This window comes from Nesterenkonia xinjiangensis (genome assembly GCF_013410745.1).
GTDB classification, from domain to species: domain Bacteria; phylum Actinomycetota; class Actinomycetes; order Actinomycetales; family Micrococcaceae; genus Nesterenkonia; species Nesterenkonia xinjiangensis.
The window spans coordinates 2,520,481-2,539,615 of sequence record NZ_JACCFY010000001.1 but is presented as its reverse complement, the minus strand read 5'-3'; the positions used below and the strand labels follow the sequence as shown (position 1 = coordinate 2,539,615).

The 19,135-nt window shown below is 69.7% G+C and carries 16 protein-coding genes; 6 read left to right on the top strand and 10 right to left on the bottom strand.

Features of this window, described 5'->3' with window-relative positions:
• Window positions 1-122: 122 nt before the first annotated feature.
• Window positions 123-2,123, bottom strand: a complete 2,001-nt coding sequence (dnaG, locus tag HNR09_RS11445) for a DNA primase (RefSeq protein ID WP_179542155.1) — start codon at window positions 2,121-2,123, stop codon at window positions 123-125.
• A gap of 126 nt (window positions 2,124-2,249) precedes the next feature.
• Between dnaG and HNR09_RS11440 the strand changes: the two genes are divergently transcribed.
• Together HNR09_RS11440 and HNR09_RS11435 are read left to right on the top strand one after the other, a co-directional pair.
• Window positions 2,250-3,077 carry an SAM-dependent methyltransferase gene (locus HNR09_RS11440; RefSeq protein ID WP_179542154.1) on the top strand — a complete coding sequence of 276 codons (828 nt, stop codon included), beginning with the start codon at window positions 2,250-2,252 and terminating at the stop codon, window positions 3,075-3,077.
• A 7-nt stretch (window positions 3,078-3,084) separates the two neighbouring features.
• Window positions 3,085-3,669 carry an aminoacyl-tRNA deacylase gene (locus tag HNR09_RS11435; protein WP_179542153.1) on the top strand — a complete coding sequence of 195 codons (585 nt, stop codon included), beginning with the start codon at window positions 3,085-3,087 and terminating at the stop codon, window positions 3,667-3,669.
• 29 nt (window positions 3,670-3,698) lie between these two features.
• Here the strand turns inward: HNR09_RS11435 and HNR09_RS11430 are convergent, their stop codons facing one another.
• On the bottom strand, window positions 3,699-4,295 hold the full coding sequence (locus tag HNR09_RS11430; protein ID WP_179542152.1) for a rhodanese-like domain-containing protein: 597 nt from the start codon (window positions 4,293-4,295) through the stop codon (window positions 3,699-3,701).
• Window positions 4,296-4,391: 96 nt separating this feature from the next.
• Here HNR09_RS11430 and HNR09_RS11425 point away from each other — a divergent pair, with 96 nt between their 5' ends.
• Complete coding sequence (locus HNR09_RS11425) at window positions 4,392-4,787, top strand: VOC family protein (RefSeq protein WP_179542151.1); 396 nt, start codon at window positions 4,392-4,394, stop codon at window positions 4,785-4,787.
• Window positions 4,788-4,812: 25 nt separating this feature from the next.
• Here the strand turns inward: HNR09_RS11425 and HNR09_RS11420 are convergent, their stop codons facing one another.
• A complete protein-coding gene (locus HNR09_RS11420) occupies window positions 4,813-6,135 on the bottom strand; it encodes a deoxyguanosinetriphosphate triphosphohydrolase (RefSeq protein ID WP_179542150.1) in 1,323 nt (440 codons plus the stop codon).
• A 152-nt stretch (window positions 6,136-6,287) separates the two neighbouring features.
• Here HNR09_RS11420 and bioB point away from each other — a divergent pair, with 152 nt between their 5' ends.
• Entirely contained in the window at window positions 6,288-7,406 is a 1,119-nt protein-coding gene (gene bioB, locus HNR09_RS11415; protein ID WP_179542149.1) for a biotin synthase BioB, read from the top strand.
• A gap of 7 nt (window positions 7,407-7,413) precedes the next feature.
• Here the strand turns inward: bioB and HNR09_RS11410 are convergent, their stop codons facing one another.
• From HNR09_RS11410 to HNR09_RS11385, 6 genes are all read right to left on the bottom strand, one after another.
• The gene (locus tag HNR09_RS11410) at window positions 7,414-10,965 is read right to left on the bottom strand and encodes an ATP-binding cassette domain-containing protein (RefSeq protein WP_179542148.1); all 3,552 of its coding nucleotides are present in this window, start codon (window positions 10,963-10,965) and stop codon (window positions 7,414-7,416) included.
• Between the two features lie 21 nt (window positions 10,966-10,986).
• Window positions 10,987-12,204, bottom strand: a complete 1,218-nt coding sequence (dusB, locus tag HNR09_RS11405; protein WP_179542147.1) for a tRNA dihydrouridine synthase DusB — start codon at window positions 12,202-12,204, stop codon at window positions 10,987-10,989.
• A 48-nt stretch (window positions 12,205-12,252) separates the two neighbouring features.
• Window positions 12,253-13,188, bottom strand: a complete 936-nt coding sequence (locus HNR09_RS11400) for a GNAT family N-acetyltransferase (protein ID WP_179542146.1) — start codon at window positions 13,186-13,188, stop codon at window positions 12,253-12,255.
• Window positions 13,189-13,332: 144 nt separating this feature from the next.
• Window positions 13,333-14,715, bottom strand: a complete 1,383-nt coding sequence (locus tag HNR09_RS11395) for a glycine--tRNA ligase (protein ID WP_179542145.1) — start codon at window positions 14,713-14,715, stop codon at window positions 13,333-13,335.
• 226 nt (window positions 14,716-14,941) lie between these two features.
• The gene (locus tag HNR09_RS11390) at window positions 14,942-15,373 is read right to left on the bottom strand and encodes a VOC family protein (protein ID WP_179542144.1); all 432 of its coding nucleotides are present in this window, start codon (window positions 15,371-15,373) and stop codon (window positions 14,942-14,944) included.
• A gap of 77 nt (window positions 15,374-15,450) precedes the next feature.
• Complete coding sequence (locus HNR09_RS11385; RefSeq protein ID WP_179542143.1) at window positions 15,451-16,425, bottom strand: DMT family transporter; 975 nt, start codon at window positions 16,423-16,425, stop codon at window positions 15,451-15,453.
• Window positions 16,426-16,509: 84 nt separating this feature from the next.
• Here HNR09_RS11385 and HNR09_RS11380 point away from each other — a divergent pair, with 84 nt between their 5' ends.
• Both HNR09_RS11380 and HNR09_RS11375 read left to right on the top strand, forming a co-directional pair.
• A complete protein-coding gene (locus HNR09_RS11380; RefSeq protein WP_179542142.1) occupies window positions 16,510-16,758 on the top strand; it encodes an RNA-binding S4 domain-containing protein in 249 nt (82 codons plus the stop codon).
• A 113-nt stretch (window positions 16,759-16,871) separates the two neighbouring features.
• Window positions 16,872-18,392 carry a YfcC family protein gene (locus tag HNR09_RS11375; protein WP_218881927.1) on the top strand — a complete coding sequence of 507 codons (1,521 nt, stop codon included), beginning with the start codon at window positions 16,872-16,874 and terminating at the stop codon, window positions 18,390-18,392.
• Here the strand turns inward: HNR09_RS11375 and HNR09_RS11370 are convergent.
• Window positions 18,361-19,047, bottom strand: coding sequence for an alpha/beta hydrolase (locus HNR09_RS11370; RefSeq protein WP_179542141.1), 687 nt, complete (start codon window positions 19,045-19,047; stop codon window positions 18,361-18,363). The two genes, HNR09_RS11375 and HNR09_RS11370, sit on opposite strands and share 32 nt — an antisense overlap.
• Window positions 19,048-19,135: the final 88 nt, after the last annotated feature.

The following is a 19,135-nucleotide window of genomic DNA, read 5'->3' as shown; positions in this document are numbered from 1 at the left end:
AAGCGTAGTCCACGGTACCAAGCCCCGCGCCTGTGATGAGATCCACAGCACGTGGAGGGCCACATGCCGAGACGGCGCGCGGGCCTCACGACGACGGCGCAGCCTGCGGTCCGTAGGCTGAATCAGTCCTCGGCGCGAAGTGCGCGACGGCGCCGTTCGAGCTCCATGACCTCGCGGTTGAGCCGCTGATACTCCTCCGGGTCCGCCGCCGGGTCCATGCGCTGCAGCCGCCCCAGCAGATCAGCCTTCTGATGCGTGATCTTCAGCTCCACCAGGCGGTTGAGGATGGACTGGCAATAGGCCTCGACGCCGTCCTCGGTGCGGGCCGGAAGCTGGGCCAGGGCCAGCTCCCCGACCAGAGAGCGCAGCGGCTGCGGCACCTCCTCGCTGACCGCACTGACCCAGTTCCGCGGGTCCGTGGCCGAGGCGGCTGCACTGCGGATCCCCGCATGCACCGCCGCGTGAGCCGGGGCGGTGAAACGGACGGTGAAGATCTCCTCCCATTGCTCGGCGGTCAGCCGGGTGGGGTGCTGGATGATCACCTCCAGAGCCTGCCGCTCCATCATGACCGCGGGGTCACGGGTGTCCGGCCGGGGGAACTGCTGCGCCCGGGAGGCGGTCCCGGGGCCCCGGCCAGGATGCGGCTCACCGAAGTCCTCAGGGCCGGGGGCATACATGTCCTCCGAAGGGACGTGGGCATGCTGGTGCCCGACGTCGCCGCCAGGCGCTTCCTGGGGTCCGCGCTGCTGCCCGCGCTGAGGGCCCTGCCCTGCGGAGCCGCCGCGCTGCGGAGCCTGCCCGCGAGACTGGTGCACCGCGCGGGCCACGTCATCCATGTCCATGCCCAGCCAACCTGCCAGCTCCCGGGTGTAGGCCGGGCGCAGGGCCGAGTCCTTGATGCCGGCCACCACCGGGGCGGCGTAGCGCAGCGCCCCGACCCGCCCCTCCACCGTGGAGAGGTCGTAGTCCTTCATGCCGGCACGGATCGCGAACTCGAACAGCGGCCGCCGAGAGCGGATGAGTTCCTCCACCGCGTCATCACCGCGATGTTGGCGCACATCGCAGGGGTCCATACCCTCAGGTCCGATCGCGATGAACGTATGGGCCAGGAACATGTGGTCCTCTTTGAAGGCCTTCAGCGCGGCGGTCTGACCGGCCTCATCGCCGTCGAAGGTGAAGATGACCTCTCCGCCTCCGCCGTCGTCGGAGAGCAGCCGCCGGGAGATCTTCACGTGCCCCTCGCCGAATGCGGTGCCACAGGTGGCCACCGCGGTGTCCACCCCGGCCACATGGCAGGCCATCACATCGGTGTAGCCCTCGACGACGACCAGCTCACGCTTCTTCGCGATGCTCCGCTTGGCCAGGTCGATGCCGTAGAGCACCTGCGACTTCTTGTAGATCTGGGTCTCCGGGGAGTTCAGGTACTTCGGGCCCTTGTCGTCATCGAAGAGACGTCGGCCGCCGAACCCCACGGTGTTGCCGGTCATGTCCCGGATGGGCCAGATCAGGCGGCCCCGGAAACGGTCGTAGAGTCCACGGCTCCCCTCGGAGAACAGCCCGGTCTGCCGCAGCTCCTCCTCATCGTGGAACCGCTGGGCACGCAGATGCTTCAGCAGAGCGTCCCAGCTCTTGGGCGCGAAGCCCACCGAGAACTGCTGGGCGTGCTCCCGGGTGAAGCCACGCCCGGTCAGGAACTCCCGGCCGATCTGCGCCTCAGGGGTCTGCAGCTGGGCCTGGAAGAATTCGTCGGCGATCTTGTGTGCGTCCAGCAGGCGCTGCCGGCGGCCGACCTCCTGCTTGGTGGGCCCGGTGCCGCCGTCCTCGTAGCGCAACGTGATCCCGGCCTTCTCCGCCAGCCGCTCCACCGTCTCCTGGAACGAGGTGTGCTCCAGTGCCATCAGGAAGGCGATGACATCGCCGGACTCGCCACAGCCGAAGCAGTGGTAGGTGCCCACATGGGGGCGGATGTGAAAGCTGGGAGTGCGCTCGTCGTGGAACGGGCAGAGCCCTTTCCACGAGCCGATGCCCGCACCCTTGAGCGTCACGAACTGCTCGACGACCTCGCGCAGGTCGACACGCTCGCGCACGGCGTCGATGTCTTCACGCTTGATCAGTCCTGCCACAGGACAACTCTAGCCAGTCGTGGCAAATCCTCGCGCCTGTTGTCCACAGGCCCACGACGTCGGTGGTGAACCGGCGCGACCACCCAGGGGTGGCACCCGGTGCGCGGCCCCGGATAGGGTCCGCCCATGCCTCACATGGAGACACCGATCACATCCCAGGACGCCACCGTGCCCTCAGGACCTCCGGTCAACGGCCTCGATCTCGCCTTCGGCTCCCCCATGAGCGTCACCCGGTCCGAGCAGCTCATCACCGAGCTCACCGAGATCTCACCGCGCCGGATCATCGACGTCGGCTGTGGCTGGGCGGAGCAGCTGCTGCGCACGGTGATGGCGGTGCCCGGCGCCCACGGCCTGGGCGTCGACCTCGAGGAGCAGGACATCCTCCGCGGCCAGGAGCGCGCCGCACGGCTGGGCGTCCAGGACCGCGTGGAGCTGCGCGTGCAGGACGGCGTGGAGCTGGCCGGGACGGCCGAGAGCGCCGATGCCCTGATCTGCCTCGGCTCCTGGCACGCACTGGGCGGCTCCCCCGCCGCAGCGCTGCTGCGGCTGCGGGGACTCGCCGCCCCCGGCACACGGCTGCTCTTCGGCGTCGACCACTGGGCCCGGCTGCCGGACCAGGACCGCCTGGCCCAGATGTGGGAGGGCGCGTCCCTATCCGACAGCCACCTGCTGCCCGACGTCGTCGAGGCCGCCGCCCAGGCCGGCTGGCGCCTTCTGGACCTGCACGAGGCAACCGTCGACGAATGGAATCACTTCGAGTGTGGGATGACCCGCAACCAGGAAGAGTGGCTGCTGGAGAACCCGGATCATCCGGAGGCCCCTGCGCTGCGCGAGCGGCTCGACACCCTGCGCCGCTCCTGGCTGCGCGGACACCACGGGCATATGGGCTTCGCGACGCTCGTGCTGGCCGCGGGCTCAGCGCGCGGGGAATCAGGGGCCTCGATCTCGGGTTGACCCCGTCATGGAGACGACCCCTGATCCGGCGGCCACCGCCGGACTCGCCGCCGGCGGGCCGGCAGATGCCATCCTCAGCGAGGAGGACCGCGCCTCCGTGGAGCGGCTGCTCCGCGACGCCGACGCCCATGGGGTCCAGCTGCGATTCATCCGGCGCGGCCAGGCGAACTCACTCCAGGAGGCCGCCGCAGCCGTCGGCGTCGAACCTCGGGAGATCGTCAAGACGCTGGTGGCCAGAGCCAAGGTCACCCAGACCACCAAGGAGCACAGCTACGTGCTCGCCCTGATCCCCGGGGACCGGCAGGTCGACTGGGCCAAACTGCGGCGCCTCGCAGGGATGAAGAAGATGTCCATGACCGCCCCGGAGGAAGCCGTGGAGGCCACCGGGCACCGGCCCGGCACGATCACGCCCTTCGGAGCCGAGAGCGCCGAGGGCGTCCGTTGGCCGATCTATGCCGACGAGTCCATCACCGGGCGCATCGCCATGGGCGCAGGAGCCGCCGGGCTGAGCCTGTTCGTCGATTCTGCGGCGCTGTTCGCCGCCTATGACGTCGTCACCGCCGACATCACCAGGACCGCGCCGCCGGGCTGAGCGCCCGCGGTGTTCCGAGCCTGAGGCGCTCAGTTCAGCCGAGTCAGGACGTCCTGGAGGCCGATGGGTGCGTCCTGGCTCTGGTTCCACGGCATCCGGGCCAGGACTTTCGCCATCCCGCAGGTGTCCGAGGCGGCTGAGTAGATCAGCCCGGACGCGATCGCTCCGGACACCACGCGGGCCTTCGGACCGAGGAAGCGCCCGCCGACCAGCCCGGCCAGCACCAGCGAGCCGGCCGCCATGCGGACCTGGCGTTCCATCGCCCAGGGGCCTGAGCCCAGCTCGACGGCGCCGTCTCCGGCCACGGCGCGGTAGCGAACCAGGCCGCCGTCGAGCACCCGGAGCCCTTCAGCCCCGGCGCCGACCAGCCGATCATGGGCCTGCTGAGAGCGCGGCCCGGCCTGGCAGAGCAGCACCACGGGTCGGTCCGCCTCATCCAAGGCCTCGGCGAGCGCCTGGGTCTCGGCGCGAACCAGGTCCTCGGGGACCAGCACCGAACCGGGGATGCGGGCGCCGCGGTGCTCCGCAGCAGAACGCACATCCAGCATCAGCGGCTCAGCGCCCTCGACGAGCATGTCATGCAGCTCCTCGGCGCTCAGCATGGTCGTGGGATCCGCGGAGGTCATGGGATTCTCCAACCTGACGGGGTGCTCACTTGGTGACGGTCGACCCCGAGTCTAGCGCCCATCCCCCTGCGACATCACACGGTCTACGCTGTGCCGATGACCTGCTTCGTCTCTCACACCACGATCAGCTGCACCGACGCCTACGCCCTCTCCGAATGGTGGAAGCGCCTGCTGGACTACACCGACATCCCTGGGGACCCCAACGAGCCGGGGCATGATCACTGCATGATCATCGACCCCGGCACCGGACACCAGCTGCTCTTCCTCCAGGTGCCGGACGCCTCCGCGCAGGCCCCGATGATCCATCTGGACCTCAGGCCCCGGACGGGCGGGCGGGATGCGGAGATCGAAAGGGTGCGTGCCCTCGGCGCGGTGGAGGTCGCCGATCGCCGGGGCATCCACGGCCCCGGCTCCGGCTGGGTGGTCTTCGCCGACCCCGAGGGCAACCAGTTCTGCGTGCTCCGCTCCGAGGCGGAGGTGGCGGCCTCCTGAGCCGCGGACCGACCTAGCGCGGAGCTCAGCCGAAGAGCCGGTTGGCGAACGGCCGACCTTGGACCAGCGCGTAGTACCACTCCAAGGCTGCGCCATCGGTCAGTGAGGCGACTTGGTCGATGATCACTCGACGGCGGGCGACGTCGTCCGCGGCATCCCGCCAGTCCTGTCGGAACATGGGCTCCAGATAGCGCTCCTCCGTCTCGGAGAGCAGCGTCACCAGCGCTTCGAGCACCTCAGACTGACGCAGGTAGACCGGCTTCTGCTGCTCAGAGGTCATGATGTAGGCCGCGGCGAGCCCCTTCATCGCGGAGATCTCCTCCACGGTCTCCTGAGGCACCACCAGATCGGCCTCGTGGCGCACCAGCGGTCGGTCCCCGTGGGCCTCGCGGGTGGCGATGTAGATGGCGCCGCAGAACCGGCCGATCAGCTCGCTGGTCATGTTCTTCAGGGCGGCGAGAGAACGACGCGAGCCATCGGACTCACGGACCCATCCGTCCATCGCGGAGAGCCGGTCGAAAGCCTCCTCGATGCGGTCCTCCTCAGTCCCCGGCAGGTACCACTCCTTGGTCACCTGCACCACGCGCTTGCGCTGCAACGGGACCTCCAGGAAGCGCAGCTGGAACTGCCCCGAGAAGATCCCGTCCTCAACGTCGTGCACCGAGTAGGCGATGTCATCCGCCGCGTCCATCACCTGAGCCTCCATGGACTGGCGACGACCCTGGACACCCTCGCGGATCCATGCGAACACCTCGACGTCGTCCTCGTAGGCGCCGAACTTCGGACTGCGGGTCCCGTCCGCTCGGGACGGCGCCTCATGCTGCCGCCAGGGGTACTTGACGGCGGCGTCCAGCGAGGCCCGGGTGAGGTTCAGCCCGGCGGACCGTCCGTCGGCGTGGAAGCGCTTGGTCTCCAGCCGGGTGAGCAGGCGCAGGGTCTGTGCGTTGCCTTCGAAGCCGCCGGCGTCGCCCATGAGCTCGTTGAGCACGGACTCGCCGTTGTGTCCGAAGGGCGGGTGGCCCAGATCATGGGAGAGGCAGGCGGCGTCGACGACGTCGGGGTCGCAGCCCAGCATGCGTCCCAGGTCACGGCCCACCTGGGCGACCTCCAGGGAGTGGGTGAGGCGGGTGCGGGCGAAGTCGTCGGCATCCGGTGAGACCACCTGGGTCTTGGCCCCCAGCCGACGCAGCGCCGAGGAGTGCAGCAGACGCGCACGGTCCCGTTCGAAGGAGGACCGGTACACCGACTTGCCATGTTCGGGGACCCACCGCTCCTCGTCCTCCGGCCGGTACCCGGACCGCAGCGCCGCATAGCCGGCCTCGACCCGTTCGACGTTCTGCACAGTCATGCGTCCAGCCTACGGGAACCCGGCACGCCGCCGAACGGAGTCTGGGCGCCACTGACGCAGAGTGCTCTACACTCGATTCCACCGGCATTTTTGAACACTGTTCAAACTGTGCCGCTGCTCACCGGTCGCCCCCCCTGAAGGAGACACTGCCGATGACCACCACCGCGTGCTGCACCCGGCCCACCGCTGGAACCGCCGAGCCGATCGAAGCCCCGCACGGGCTCCGGCCGGAACAGCTCGCCCAGCAGATCCTGGACGGCCACCGTCTGCACGCGGACGAGGCACTGGCGCTGCTGCGCTCCCCGGACGCCGACACCTTCACCCTGGTCGCCGCCGCCTCCCGACTGCGCCACCACCACCGGGGCACGCAGGTGAAGCTCAACTACCTGGTCAGCCTCAAGACCGGCCTCTGCCCGGAGGACTGCACGTACTGCTCCCAGCGTCTGGGCACCGACGCCCAGATCTTGAAGTACACCTGGCTGAAGCCCGAACAGGCCGTGGAGCAGGCCGGGCACGGCGTCGCCGCCGGAGCCCGCCGTGTGTGCCTGGTCGCCTCGGGCACGGGTCCTGCCGAGCGCGACGTCGACCGGGTGGGGACCATCGCCGCGCGCCTCAAGCAGGAGCACCCGCAGGTCGAGGTCTGCGCCTGCTTGGGGCTCCTGAAGGAGAACCAGGCTGACCGCCTCAGGGATGCCGGAGTCGACGCCTACAACCACAACCTCAACACCGCACGCTCGCACTACCCGGAGATCTGCTCCACCCACACCTACGAGGATCGCCTCGCCACCATCGGGCGAGCCGTCGACGCCGGTCTCTCCCCGTGCTCCGGGCTGATCGTGGGCATGGGCGAGACCGACGAGCAGCTCGTCGAGGCGCTCTTCGCGCTGCGCGAGCTCGACGCCGACTCCGTCCCGGTGAACTTCCTGATGCCCTTCGACGGCACCCCGCTGGCGGGACGCTGGGAGCTCACCCCCCTGGCCTGTCTGCGGATCCTCGCGGTGGCGCGCATGACCTGCCCGGACAAGGAGATCCGCATCGCCGCAGGCCGCGAGATGCACCTGCGCAGCCTCCAGGCGGTGGCCCTGCAGGTGGCCGACTCCCTCTTCCTCGGTGACTACCTGACCTCGGAGGGGCAGGGGGCCCAGGACGACCTGACGATGATCCGCGACGCCGGCTTCACCGTGGTAGGCGCCCAGGTCCCAGACTCCCGTTCGGACTCACCGACGACCCGCCGTCGCGGTGCCGGCACGGAGGCGGCGCCGAACGCCTGAGTCCGCCTCAGCCGGCCAGATGGGCCCACCTCCGGCTCAGACTCCGCCAGGGGCCGACCGCCACGACACGGCCGGCCTCGAGGATCACGACACGGTCGGCGCGTGCGAGCGCCGCACGCTTGGAGGTCGAGCCGATCACTGTCACGCCCTCCTCCCGCAGCGCCTGCCACAGCTCGACCTCCGTGGATGCGTCCAAGGCGCTGGAGACGTCGTCCGCGAGCAGCAGCTCTGAGCCTGTGGCCAGCGCACGTGCGGTGGCGAGGCGCTGCACCTGGCCGCCGGAGAGGCGCACTCCCCGATGTCCCACGACGGCGTGGAGACCTCCGGCATCGGAGATGTCCTGCTCCATCCGTGCCATGCGGACAGCCTCGGATGTCCCACGATCATGGTCGAGCCGGATGTTGTCGTCGAACGTCCCGGACAGCACGCGAGGCATCTGGGCGACATAGGCGACGCGCCGGGGCCGCAGGAAGGTGTCCGTGGTGACCTCCGCGCCGTTCCAGAGGATCTTCCCACGGTGCGGCACCAGGCCGGCGAGGCTCCGCAGAAGGCTGGACTTCCCGGATCCGATGCCACCGAGGATGAGGATCAGCTCGCCCCTGGTGACGGTGAGGTCCACATCCTCCACTCCGATGATGCCGTCGGAGTGGACCGCGGAGAAGCCCTGCAGGGTCAGACTGCGGAACTCATCATGCTGCTCGTCCCCGGGCGGGGGTGCGCAGCCGGCCAGCTCATGGACGCCGTCCACCCGGCGATAGATGCTCTGCCCGCCCGCCAGCCGCTGGGTGGCGACCTGCCAGGCCCGAGCTCCCGGCGCCTTGGTCACCACGGAGCCCGCGCAGAGGCCGTACCAGGTGAAGCCCATCACGCTTCCCGAGGCTAGGACCGTCGTCGCCAGCCCCCAGGCGCCGGTGAAGTGCATGGCCCAGGAGAAGGTCACCCCCGCGGCGATCACCAGTCCGGGCACGCCGTCGAGGACAGCCTGGATCCGATGCTCGCGGACCTGTGCCTCCACCCGTCGGCTGTCCACAGCGTTCAGATGCCGGCTCACCGGCGCGGTCGCCGCGGAGAGCTTCACGGTCCGCGCGGCGTCGAGCGCGGAGACCAGCACTCGTCCGAACTCCACCCGTGCATCGGCGGCGCGCTTGGCCGAACGTCCTGCCGCAGGACGACCCGCCCAGGATGCGGCAGCGGAGACGATCAGCACACTGGCCAGCACCCCTCCCACCCACCAGGTGCCCGAGACCAGGACAGAGAGCAGCACGATGATGATCGCGTTGCACAGGTCCGCCCAGCGGTCGGCGTAGTCCTGGATGCGGTCCCCATCCATGGCGCGGGCCACGACCTCACCGGGCGGGGTGGTCTCCAGCCGAGGTTCACCGAGTTGGCCTGCGAGGACGCGCGTCCGATGCCGGGACAGGCAGGAGACCCACCAGCGGGGGTAGAGATTGACGCCCAGGGCGAAGACCGCCGGCATGATCAGCACCGAGGCCCCGGCCAGCAGGATCACCAGACCCCACACATCCTCCCGGCCCGAGGCCAAGGAGCCCGCGATGCGCCCCCACAGCCAGTTCGTGATGAGCCCCTGCGGGGAGAACAGGGCGATGAGCAGGAACATGAGCATGCCGAACAAGCCCCACCGCGGCAGATGCCCGAAGGCGGCGAGCACCGCGCGGGTCAGGCTCGGCCCGTCCCCGGTCACCGTCTTCGGAGGTGCTTCGGCTCTCCTGCGCGCCCCGCCGAGAGGCACCGGCCCGGCTGGCCCGGCCCCCGTGGTCTCGGCGTCCTCGAGGCCGCCCTCCGGCTCGGCGTCCCCGGGGGCCGCGCCCACAGGATCGCCGTCCATGGATCCGTCGCGCTCCCTCGAGGCCTCCAGCAGCTCCTGAAAGGGGCCGACCTCGGCGGCGAGCTCGCCGTACCTGCCCTGCTGGATGACCCGTCCATGGTCCAGCACCGCCACCCTGTCCGCACGCGCGACGGTGGTGAGCCGATGGGCGATGAGCAGCCCCGTGCGCCCGGCGAGGAGCCGCTCTGAAGCTCGGATGACCCGGCGCTCGGTGAGCGGATCCATCCGGGCCGTGGCCTCGTCGAGGATCACCACCGCGACGTCACGGACCAACAGCCGCGCGAAGGCGACGAGCTGCTCCTCCCCGGCGGACAACGTGACCCCGCCGGCGCCCATGCGGGTGTCCAGCCCCTGGGGCAGCCGCGCCGCCCAGTCGGTGAGGCCCAGCTCCTCGACGGCGGCCTCCACGCGTTCCCGAGGGAGGGGCGCGAAGAGGGAGATGTTCTCCTCCAACGTGCCGGAGAGGAGCTCGGTGCGCTGGGTGACCACTCCGATGCCGCGGCGCAGCTGCTGAAGATCGATGCCGGTCACATCTCTGCCGCCGAGGAGCACAGTGCCCGTCGGCGGCTCGGTGGCGCGTGTCACCAGCGAGGCGAGCGTGGACTTGCCCGATCCGGTGCGTCCCACCAGGGCCAGGGTCTCGCCGTCCTCCACGCTGAGGGAGACGTTTTGCAGGGCGAAGGCCCCTTCCGGGTAGGAGAAGTGCAGACCGCGAAACTCCAGAGCATGGGACGCGGGGAACCCGGCGCCGCCGTCGGGCTCGGGTTCGACCTGCATCATCTGCTTGACGCGGGTGATCGCGCCGAGCCCTTCCTGCAGCTGAGGCAGCTGGTTGACGAGCTCACCGACCCGTCCGATCAGCAGAGTGGTGGCCAGCACCAAGGTGATCAGCTGCGGCAGCTCTATGCCGCCGGTGGTGACCAGCGCGACGCCGGCGATCACGATCCCGGCGAACATCGCCTGCAGCGCCGTCTGCGAGCGCAGGATCAGGTCCGCCTCCTTGACGATCATCCGGCGGAACGTCCGGTGGATCTCCGCGGCAAACGCCGTGACCCGACGCATGGCGAAGGCCTGGCCGCCGCTGGTGCGCAGGTCGTCACGGGCCGACACGACCTCCTCGAAGGCCGCGGCGTGGTCGGTCCAGGACTGCTCGTTGATCACCTTGCGGTGCGCGATGACGGCGAACAGCGGACGGACCATCAGCAGGGTGGCGGCCACGAGCACCGGCATGATGATCCCGGCCGGCCACCACATCAGCCCCGCGACGATCCAGAGCGGCACGGCGCCGAGGGCCGTGGCCATCATCCCCCACCACTGCTCCCGCATGAGGTTGTTGATGGCGTTGGTGTCGTCGTCGATCCGGTCCAGGACCTCGCCGACCGCCTGTTCGCTGAGCACGCTGAGCGGCTGGGCGAAGGCTGCTGCGAGCAGGTCACGGCGCAGCGTGCCGGCGGCCCGGTCGATCACATGGGCCCAGGAGACCTGCGCGGCCACCTGAACGACCGCCGCTCCGACGATCAGGACGCCGAGCATCACCACCCCGTGGAGGGTCGGGCCATCGGCGAGCCGCCCGGAGACGACCGTGGCGAGGGACTGCGCCACCATCGCGACGGCGAGGATCATCACCGCCAATCCGCTGAGCGGGCTGGCGAGCCTCCTCCAGGAGATGCGGCGAGAGTCAGGGGCAGGGTGCGGAGCGGGCACCTGACTCATCTTAGCCGCCCCGCGGGCGGCTCAGCCTCCGGAGGTGTCGACCTCTGCGGCGGCGATCATCTCGCGCTGAGCCTCGTTGAGCTCCTGGGAGGCGAGCCAGTCCTCGGGCAGGTGCACCTTCTTCGGGGACCCGGCGCGACCCCGCGGACCCTCCACGTCGGCCCCGGGGTAGCCGATGCTCTGGTCCAGCTGACCGAGCAGGTCCTCCAGCATGGCCAGCGAGTCGACGGTGACCAGCTGGGTGCGCAGCTGCGAACCGACCGGATAGCCCTTGAAGTACCAGGCCACGTGCTTGCGGATGTCCTGCATGGCCTTACGCTCGTCGCCGTCGAAGTACGGGATGAGCAGCTTCGCGTGACGCAGCAGCGTCGCCGAGACCTCGGGCAGCGCGGGGCGGTGCCGCTCCTCGCGGCCTTCGAAGGCGGCCTGCAGATCGCCGAACAGCCAGGGGCGCCCCTGGCAGCCCCGTCCGACGACGACGCCGTCCACCCCGGTCTGCTCGACCATGCGCACCGCATCCTCAGCGGACCAGATGTCTCCGTTGCCCAGCACCGGGATGTCCGGCAGGGACTCACGCAGGGCCGCGATGGCGTCCCAGTCCGCCTTCCCGGAGTAGTGCTGCCGCGCGGTGCGACCATGCAGCGCGACGGCGGCCACCCCGACGTCGCGAGCGACCTTGCCGGCCTCGAGACAGGTCAGGTGATCCTCGTCGATGCCTTTGCGCATCTTGACGGTCACCGGGATGTTCGCCCGGGAGGCCTCCCGGACGGCGGTCGAGACGATGGACTCGAACAGCCGGATCTTCCAGGGCAGGGCGGAGCCGCCGCCTTTGCGGGTGACCTTGGGCACCGGGCAGCCGAAGTTGAGGTCGATGTGGTCGGCCCTGTCCTCCTCGACGAGCATCCGCACCGCATGACCGGTGGTCACCGGATCCACGGAGTAGAGCTGCATGGAGCGGGGCCGCTCGTCGGGCTCATGCTTGATGATCCGCATCGACTCCGGACGCCGCTCCACCAACGCCCGGGCGGTGACCATCTCATTGACATAGAGGCCGCCGCCGTGTTCGCGGCATAGCCGCCGGAAGGCCGTGTTGGTGATCCCGGCCATGGGCGCGAGGACCACCGGGGTGTCCACAGTGATGGGGCCCAGCTGCAGCGGGGGCAGCAAGGCCTGGCTGTCGGCGGAGCCGGCCTGCGTCTCAGCGCGGGTCCGGTCGTCGTGGAGAGTCTGTGCGGTCATGGTGTCCGGTCGGTGGGGGTGCCAGGAGAACAGGGGAGCTCCGGGTGGTCAGCGGGCGTAGATGATGGCCTCGAAGTCGACCTCGGCGTCGCCGTCGGCGACCAGCTCCTCAGTCACGACCTTGAGGGGAGCCATCGAGTCGTCCACCTCGAGCTCCACGGGATAGCGGGCGGCCAGCAGCGCCAGCAGCGAACGGACGTGGTCCTCCGCCTCGGTCTCACCGAGCTCGGGGTTCCAACCGATCAGCACATCCGCGGGATCCTCCGTGCGCTCCGGGGTGTAGCTGACCGCGAAGGCCCGGATGGCGCCGTCGCCGTCCTCGGAGACGTCCCGCAGGATCACCGCACCGGAGGCACCAGTGGTGTCGTCGAGCAGCAGCTGCTGAGCCTTGCCGATGGTCATCTCGGCTCGATCCCAGTCGTGCACGGCGTTGTAGTACTCAGCCACCAGGCCGCTGAGCTCCACCGAGCCGGTGGCGATCTCCTGGAGGTCCAGTCCGGTGCCCTCAAGGTCCGGCAGGCGCAGGGCACCAGCCTGGACGACGATCCGACGGGTGGTCTGGATCTTGGAGAAGCCGTTGTCCTTGAGGAAGCACTGGGCCGCGGAGCGCTTCGCGCAGCGGGCCTTCAGACCCGTGGCGCTGCAGTTGCCCGCCTCGACCTCGAGGACGGCGAGCAGCTCAGCGGCGACCCCCCGGCGGCGATGGTCCGGGGCGACCTCCGCGTAGAAGGACAGCTTGTCCGGATGCAGCGAGGATCGCAGGATCGTGGCCGCGGCCACCGGGACGCCCTGGTCCTCGGCGACGATGCACCGCGACCACGGGTCGTTGGAGGAGGGCCGCAGCAGGGCCCGGTCCTGGTGGTGCATCGCGTTCTCCGGGTCGCCCCAGACCTGGAGCAGGGCGAGATCGTCGCCCTCGGCCCAGGGCCGGACGGTGAGACCGGACTCGAGAGTCAGCCGGTCCGTGTCGTGCGTGGTGCTCATCGCGTGTCCTTCGAATGCGTGCCACTGCGCGGGCGCGCAGGGTTGATCAGCCACGCGAGTCTAGTCCCGCCGCAGGGCGACGGCAAGATGGGCGCGGCCGGCCGCGGGCCCTGCCGCGAGGCGGGCCCGCGGCCGGGCACTCGATCAGCCCAGCAGCTTGGCGGCCAGGTAGCCCTGCACCTGGTCCAGGCTCACCCGCTCCTGGGTCATCTCGTCACGGTCACGGATCGTGACGGCGTGGTCCTCGAGCGTGTCGAAGTCATAGGTGATGCAGAACGGGGTGCCGATCTCGTCCTGACGACGGTAGCGGCGGCCGATCGCCCCGGCCTCGTCGTACTCGATGTTCCAGTTGCGGCGCAGCTCGTCGGCCAGGCGCTGGGCGGGCTCGGCGAGCTCAGGCTTCTTGGACAGCGGCAGCACTGCGGCCTTCACCGGGGCGAGCCTCGGGTGGAGCTTCAGCACGGTGCGCACGTCCACGCCTCCCTTGGCGTTGGGGGCCTCCTCCTCGTGGTAGGAGTCCACGAGAAAGGCCATCATCGCGCGGGTCAGACCGAAGGAGGGCTCGATCACGTAGGGGGTGTAGTGCTCCTCGGTCTTCGGGTCGAAGTACTGCAGCTTCTCCCCGGAGGCCTCGATATGAGAGCTCAGGTCATAGTCGGTGCGGTTGGCGATGCCCATCAGCTCGCCCCATGCCGAGCCCTGGAAGCCGAACCGGTACTCCAGGTCGATGGTGGCGGCCGAATAGTGGGCGCGCTCGTCCTCCGGGACGTCGAACTTGCGCAGGTTCTCCGGGTTCAGCCCGAGGCGGATGAACCAGTCGTAGCAGGCGTCGACCCAGTGGTCGAACCAGTGGCCGGCCTCGTCCGGGTGGGTGAAGTACTCGATCTCCATCTGCTCGAACTCGCGGGTCCGGAAGATGAAGTTTCCGGGGGTGATCTCGTTGCGGAAGGCCTTGCCCACCTGGCCGATGCCGAAGGGAGGCTTCTTCCGGGCCGAGGTCATCACATTGGAGAAGTTCACGAAGATGCCCTGGGCGGTCTCGGGCCGCATGTAGTGCAGGCCCTCCTCGTTGTCCACGGGTCCCAGGAAGGTCTTCATCAGGCCGGAGAACTGCTGCGGCTCGGTCCACTTGCCGGGCTGGCCGGTCTCCGGGTCCTTGATGTCGTCCAGGCCGTTGGCCGGAGGGTGACCATGCTTGGCCTCATAGGCCTCCAGCAGATGGTCGGCGCGGTAGCGCTTATGGGTGTGCAGGGACTCCACCAGCGGGTCGGTGAAGGTCTTCACATGTCCGGAGGCGTGCCAGACGGCCTGCGGGAGGATGATGGCCGAGTCCAGGCCGACCATGTCGCCACGGCCGCGCACGAAGGTCTGCCACCACTCGGCCTTGATGTTCTCCTTGAGCTCCGTGCCCAGTGGCCCGTAGTCCCACGCCGACCGTGATCCCCCGTAGATCTCACCGGACTGGAAGACGAAGCCACGACGCTTCGCCAGGGTGATCACGTGGTCGAGGGCAGTCTTGGGGGCCATAGGGCGGTACACCTCAGGTCGGAGGGGACGGGACAGACGGGGGAAAGCTTACCGCGCCGGACGGCGCCCCGCCGATTCCCCCAAGGCCCGTCACGGTCCGTCGGCGTCGCGCACTCCGCCCCTCGGCGTCGCCACCTCTCTGTCCCCGTCGAGTTCGTCTGTCCCCGCCGAATTCGACGGGGAGAGATGAACTCGACGGGGACAGACGGCAGTACGGGCCCGCACCTCAGTCGAAGACGACGGCGCCGTCCTCCTCCACCCGCCAGCCGGGGTTGTACGCGATCTCCCACACCACACCTACCGGGTCCTGCACATAGGCGTGCAGCATGCCCGGCACCGCGGCGGGCTGAGGGTGCTTGAGCACCGTGCCCCCGGCACGCTCGAGGCGCTCCACGGTGCGGTGCACGGCGTCGGCGTCGTGGACGTTGTGGGCGAGGGTGAACCCGCTCGGGGTGCCGTGGTCCCGCCCGTCGCCGATGTCCTCGCTGAGCATCTCCGCGTCGAAGAGCCCCAGCACCTGCCCCGGAGCCACCTGGTAGAACTGGATCTCCCCGGCGAGCTCGAAGACCGGCCGCCAGCCCAGGCCGCCCACGTAGAAGCGTCGTGCGGCGACCAGATCACGCGTGGCCACCGTGATGATATGGATGCCCTGCTCCATCGCAGCCTCCTTCCGGCGCGGATCGAGACCGCGAGTCTACTGACCCTCGTCCGCGCGGGTCACCCTCCTCCGACCGTTCACCGTGTGCGTCGGATGTCCGGCAGGGAGGCGATGACGACCGCCACGAGGGTCAGCAGGGTGCCCAGCACCGTGGCGGTGGTGATCACTGTGCCCGGGGCCGGGGCGACGAGGTCCAGCATGAGTGATCCGATGAGCTGCCCGGCGATCATGCCCATGGCGGCCAGCAGGACCCCCACCCGGGTCACCAGCACCGCGCCCAGGCCGATGAACACGCAGCCGAGTGGGCCCCCGAGATAGAACCAAGGGGTGGACGGCAGCGCCTCCCCCGCCCCGCTGACCAGCAGCTTGACCAGATAGGCGAGGACCAGCACCGCCGTGCCGGCGATGAAATTGATCAGCGTGGCAGGGATAGGGCTGCCGTAGGCGGCGGACTGTCGTCCGTTGAGCGCCTGCTGGGCGCTGTTGGTGAATCCGGCGGTCAGCGGGACGATCACCAGCAGCAGCCAGGTCCAGGCCCCGGTGTGGCCACTCAGCTGCGGAGACACGGTCCACAGCACCGCCAGCACGGTCAGCAGCGCCCCGAGCACGCGCACGGTGTTCAGACGCTTCCGACCGGCCGGGCCGAGACCGATGCGATCCCAGAGCAGGCCCCCGAGTGTCTGGCCCGTGACCACAGCGACGGTGAAGACGGCCACACCGATGATCCCGATCGTCAACGACTGGGCGAGCACGAAGTACCCGCCGATGCAGCCCGCGAGCAGGTACCACCAGCGGACCTCCCCGCGCCGCAGGGCCGGACGCACCTCACGGAGGGTGCGGCGTCCCCTCGGGGTGAGGCCGGCGATGGCCAGCATGAGGATCAGTCCGGTGCTGAAAGAGATGAGGGCGGCGAGGAAGGGGTCGTCCACCTCGGCGGTGAGCTCCGAGTTCACCCGCCCCTGGCTGGGGATGGCCGCACCGGCGGCCACCGCAGTGAGGAGGAACCCGACCCATGCGGCGAAGGACCGCCGAGACTGATCGACTGCGCTCATGCGCCTCACCCTAGCGGCACCTGGCATCGGTGTGCGGACCGCCCCGACTCGCCAGCGCCCGGTCCGCTGGGAGAGACTGACACCATGAGCGCTGATGACGTGGAGCAGGTCCCGATCCGTGACGAGTCCATCCGGCTCGGCCAGCTGCTGAAGCTGGCCAGCGTCGTGGAGGACGGCGTGATGGCCCGCGAGGTGATCGCCGCCGGCGCGGTGACAGTCGACGATGAGGTCGAGACCCGCCGCGGTCGGCAGGTGCGCCGAGGCCAGGTGGTGCGGCTCGACGGCGAGGAGCTGGGCCTCCCCAGCGCCCGCCTCACACCGACCGCGGAGTGACCTCCTCAGCGGAAACCGCTGCTTCTTCGCGGTGTGACACCTGCGAAACACCGCCTCCCTAATGTGACTCCCCGAGGCACGGTGACGCACCGTGCAGGAGGGACCGGTCACCGATGTCAGCCACGGATTCCAGCTCAGCAGGAACCAGGGACACACCTGGCCCTGCCCCGGGCACCGACGTCCCCGGAGACCTCCAGGACGGCGTCCCGGAGACCAGCGCTCCGCCCGAGGGGCCCCGTCGCCGCGGCTTCCGGATGCCGCACATCTACGTGGTGCTGTTCTGCCTCTCGGCCCTGGCGGCCGTGGCCACCCACCTGATCCCGGCCCACCAGTACGCGCGGGTCGAAGGCCCGGACGGACGCGAGGTCATCGACCCGGGCAGCTACAGCGCAGTGGCCGCCTCCCCCACCGGCCTCCTGGACTTCCTCACCGCGATCCCGCGCGGCCTGGTCGACGCCGGAGAGGTCGTCTTCTTCACCTTCGTCATCGGTGGGGCGTTCATGGTGGTCCGCCGCACCGGAATCATCGAGAACGCCCTGGACCGGCTCCTGCGGGCCTTCGCCCACCGACGGCTGCTGCTGATCCCCGTCCTCATCACCGTCTTCGCCACCATCGCCACGCTCATCGGCACCCAGGAACTGGCGCTGGTCTACATCCCCGTGCTGATCCCGGTGGTCCTCGCCCTCGGGTATGACTCGGTCACCGCGGTCGCCATCGCGCTGATCGGCACCACCGCCGGCTTCACCGCAGGGGTCCTCAACCCGATCAACACCGGACTGGGCCAACAGATCGCCGGCATCGAGACCTTCTCCGGTGCCGGACTGCGCACTCTGCTGCTGGTGACGCTCGTCGTCCTGGGAAGCCTGTGGACCGTGCGCTACGCCCGTCGAGTGGCGGCCGATCCAGCGTCCGGACTCATCCACGACGATCCCGAGGAGCATCAGAAGCGCCGGCTCTACAGCGCCGGCGCCACCCGGACCGCCCGCCGGATGTCCGGGCGCCAGCGACTCGCTCTGGTGCTGAGCCTGCCGGTGCTGGGCGTCACCGTCTGGGGCGTCTCCAGCCAGGGCTGGTTCATGATCGAGATGGCGGGGATGTTCCTGCTGCTGATGGTCATCATCGGCATGGTCAGCGGGCTGGGGCCCTCGACCATCTCCAGCGCCTTCTCCGAGGGCATGCGCAGCGTGCTCGAGGGCGCCATCATCGTCGGTGTCGCCCGCTCGGTGGCGGTGCTGCTGGAAGATGGGCTGGTGCTCGACACCATCGTCCACGCCCTGGCCCAGGCGGTCAGCGGACTGCCGGCCGCACTGGCCGCCGTCGGGATGTTCGCGGTGCAGAGCCTGTTCAACTTCGTGATCCCCTCCGGCTCCGGTCAGGCCGTGGTGACCATGCCGATCATGGCCCCGCTGGCCGACCTGCTCGACGTCACCCGACAGACCGCGGTGCTGGCCTTCCAGCTCGGAGACGGACCCACCAACATCCTCTATCCCACCTCCGGCTACTTCATGGCGGCCCTGGCCATCGGCGGGGTCAGGTGGGAGCGGTGGCTGCGGTTCTACCTGCCGCTGTTCGCCGCCTGGGCACTGGTGGGCATCGGGTTCCTCATCGCTGCCCAGCTGACCGGATGGGCCTGAGCACCATGTAGGTGAGGAACTCGCCGACATGCGTGATCTCCTGCGGCACGACCCCGTGGCCCGCCCCGGCGTAGAGGACCTTGGTCAGCTCCACCCTGGCGTTCGCCCAGCGATGCGTGTAATCGATGTGCGCCTCAGGGATGACCGGGTCCTCCTGGTCCCGCCCCCAGAAGAACGGCACCTTCTGGGCCGCGAGCGCGTCGTCGTCGAACCAGTCCTGCATGTCCTCGGCCTGCCCGGGGTCCACCGCGAAGCCGGAGAGACCGACGACGGCGGCGAACTCCTGCGGACGAGCGCGCAGCAGGGAGGTCGCCATGGCCATGCCCATGGAGAAGCCCAGAAGCGTCACCGAAGTGTGCTGGTCCTTCACCGAGGCGATCCACTCCCAGAGGTCCTCGACGGCGTCGCGCGCCGCGGCCGAGGAGTAGGCCAGTCGCTCGGGGTCGAGGTCGAACCAGGTGTAGCCGCCGTGGCCCATGGGCACCGGCGCACGCAGCGAGGCGTAGGTGAACTCCTCAGGCAGGCTCGGCACCAGGCCGAAGAGATCATGCTCATGAGAGCCGTAGCCGTGCAGCAGCACCACCAGCGGGGTACCCTCACGGTCCTCCGCCTCGCGGGACCAGACGACGACGGGCTCGGGCTGGGCGGGGTTCATCGGGGTGGTCTCCTCAGGTTCAGACGGGGACGGCGGGGCGCGCGGGCGCCCGGACGGCCGCACCATCCTCTCATCTCCACCGGACTCG

Coding starts and splice junctions, on each gene's coding strand:
- HNR09_RS11430 (WP_179542152.1), bottom strand. CDS start 4,295: ATGACCTCCGCGGATCCCACGACCATGCTGAGCGCCGAGGAGCTGCAT.
- dusB (WP_179542147.1), bottom strand. CDS start 12,204: ATGACCGCACAGACTCTCCACGACGACCGGACCCGCGCTGAGACGCAG.
- HNR09_RS11395 (WP_179542145.1), bottom strand. CDS start 14,715: ATGGCCCCCAAGACTGCCCTCGACCACGTGATCACCCTGGCGAAGCGT.
- HNR09_RS11385 (WP_179542143.1), bottom strand. CDS start 16,425: ATGAGCGCAGTCGATCAGTCTCGGCGGTCCTTCGCCGCATGGGTCGGG.
- HNR09_RS11420 (WP_179542150.1), bottom strand. CDS start 6,135: ATGACTGTGCAGAACGTCGAACGGGTCGAGGCCGGCTATGCGGCGCTG.
- HNR09_RS11375 (WP_218881927.1), top strand. CDS start 16,872: ATGTCAGCCACGGATTCCAGCTCAGCAGGAACCAGGGACACACCTGGC.
- HNR09_RS11370 (WP_179542141.1), bottom strand. CDS start 19,047: ATGAACCCCGCCCAGCCCGAGCCCGTCGTCGTCTGGTCCCGCGAGGCG.
- bioB (WP_179542149.1), top strand. CDS start 6,288: ATGACCACCACCGCGTGCTGCACCCGGCCCACCGCTGGAACCGCCGAG.
- HNR09_RS11400 (WP_179542146.1), bottom strand. CDS start 13,188: ATGAGCACCACGCACGACACGGACCGGCTGACTCTCGAGTCCGGTCTC.
- HNR09_RS11380 (WP_179542142.1), top strand. CDS start 16,510: ATGAGCGCTGATGACGTGGAGCAGGTCCCGATCCGTGACGAGTCCATC.
- HNR09_RS11440 (WP_179542154.1), top strand. CDS start 2,250: ATGCCTCACATGGAGACACCGATCACATCCCAGGACGCCACCGTGCCC.
- HNR09_RS11410 (WP_179542148.1), bottom strand. CDS start 10,965: ATGAGTCAGGTGCCCGCTCCGCACCCTGCCCCTGACTCTCGCCGCATC.
- HNR09_RS11390 (WP_179542144.1), bottom strand. CDS start 15,373: ATGGAGCAGGGCATCCATATCATCACGGTGGCCACGCGTGATCTGGTC.
- HNR09_RS11435 (WP_179542153.1), top strand. CDS start 3,085: ATGGAGACGACCCCTGATCCGGCGGCCACCGCCGGACTCGCCGCCGGC.
- HNR09_RS11425 (WP_179542151.1), top strand. CDS start 4,392: ATGACCTGCTTCGTCTCTCACACCACGATCAGCTGCACCGACGCCTAC.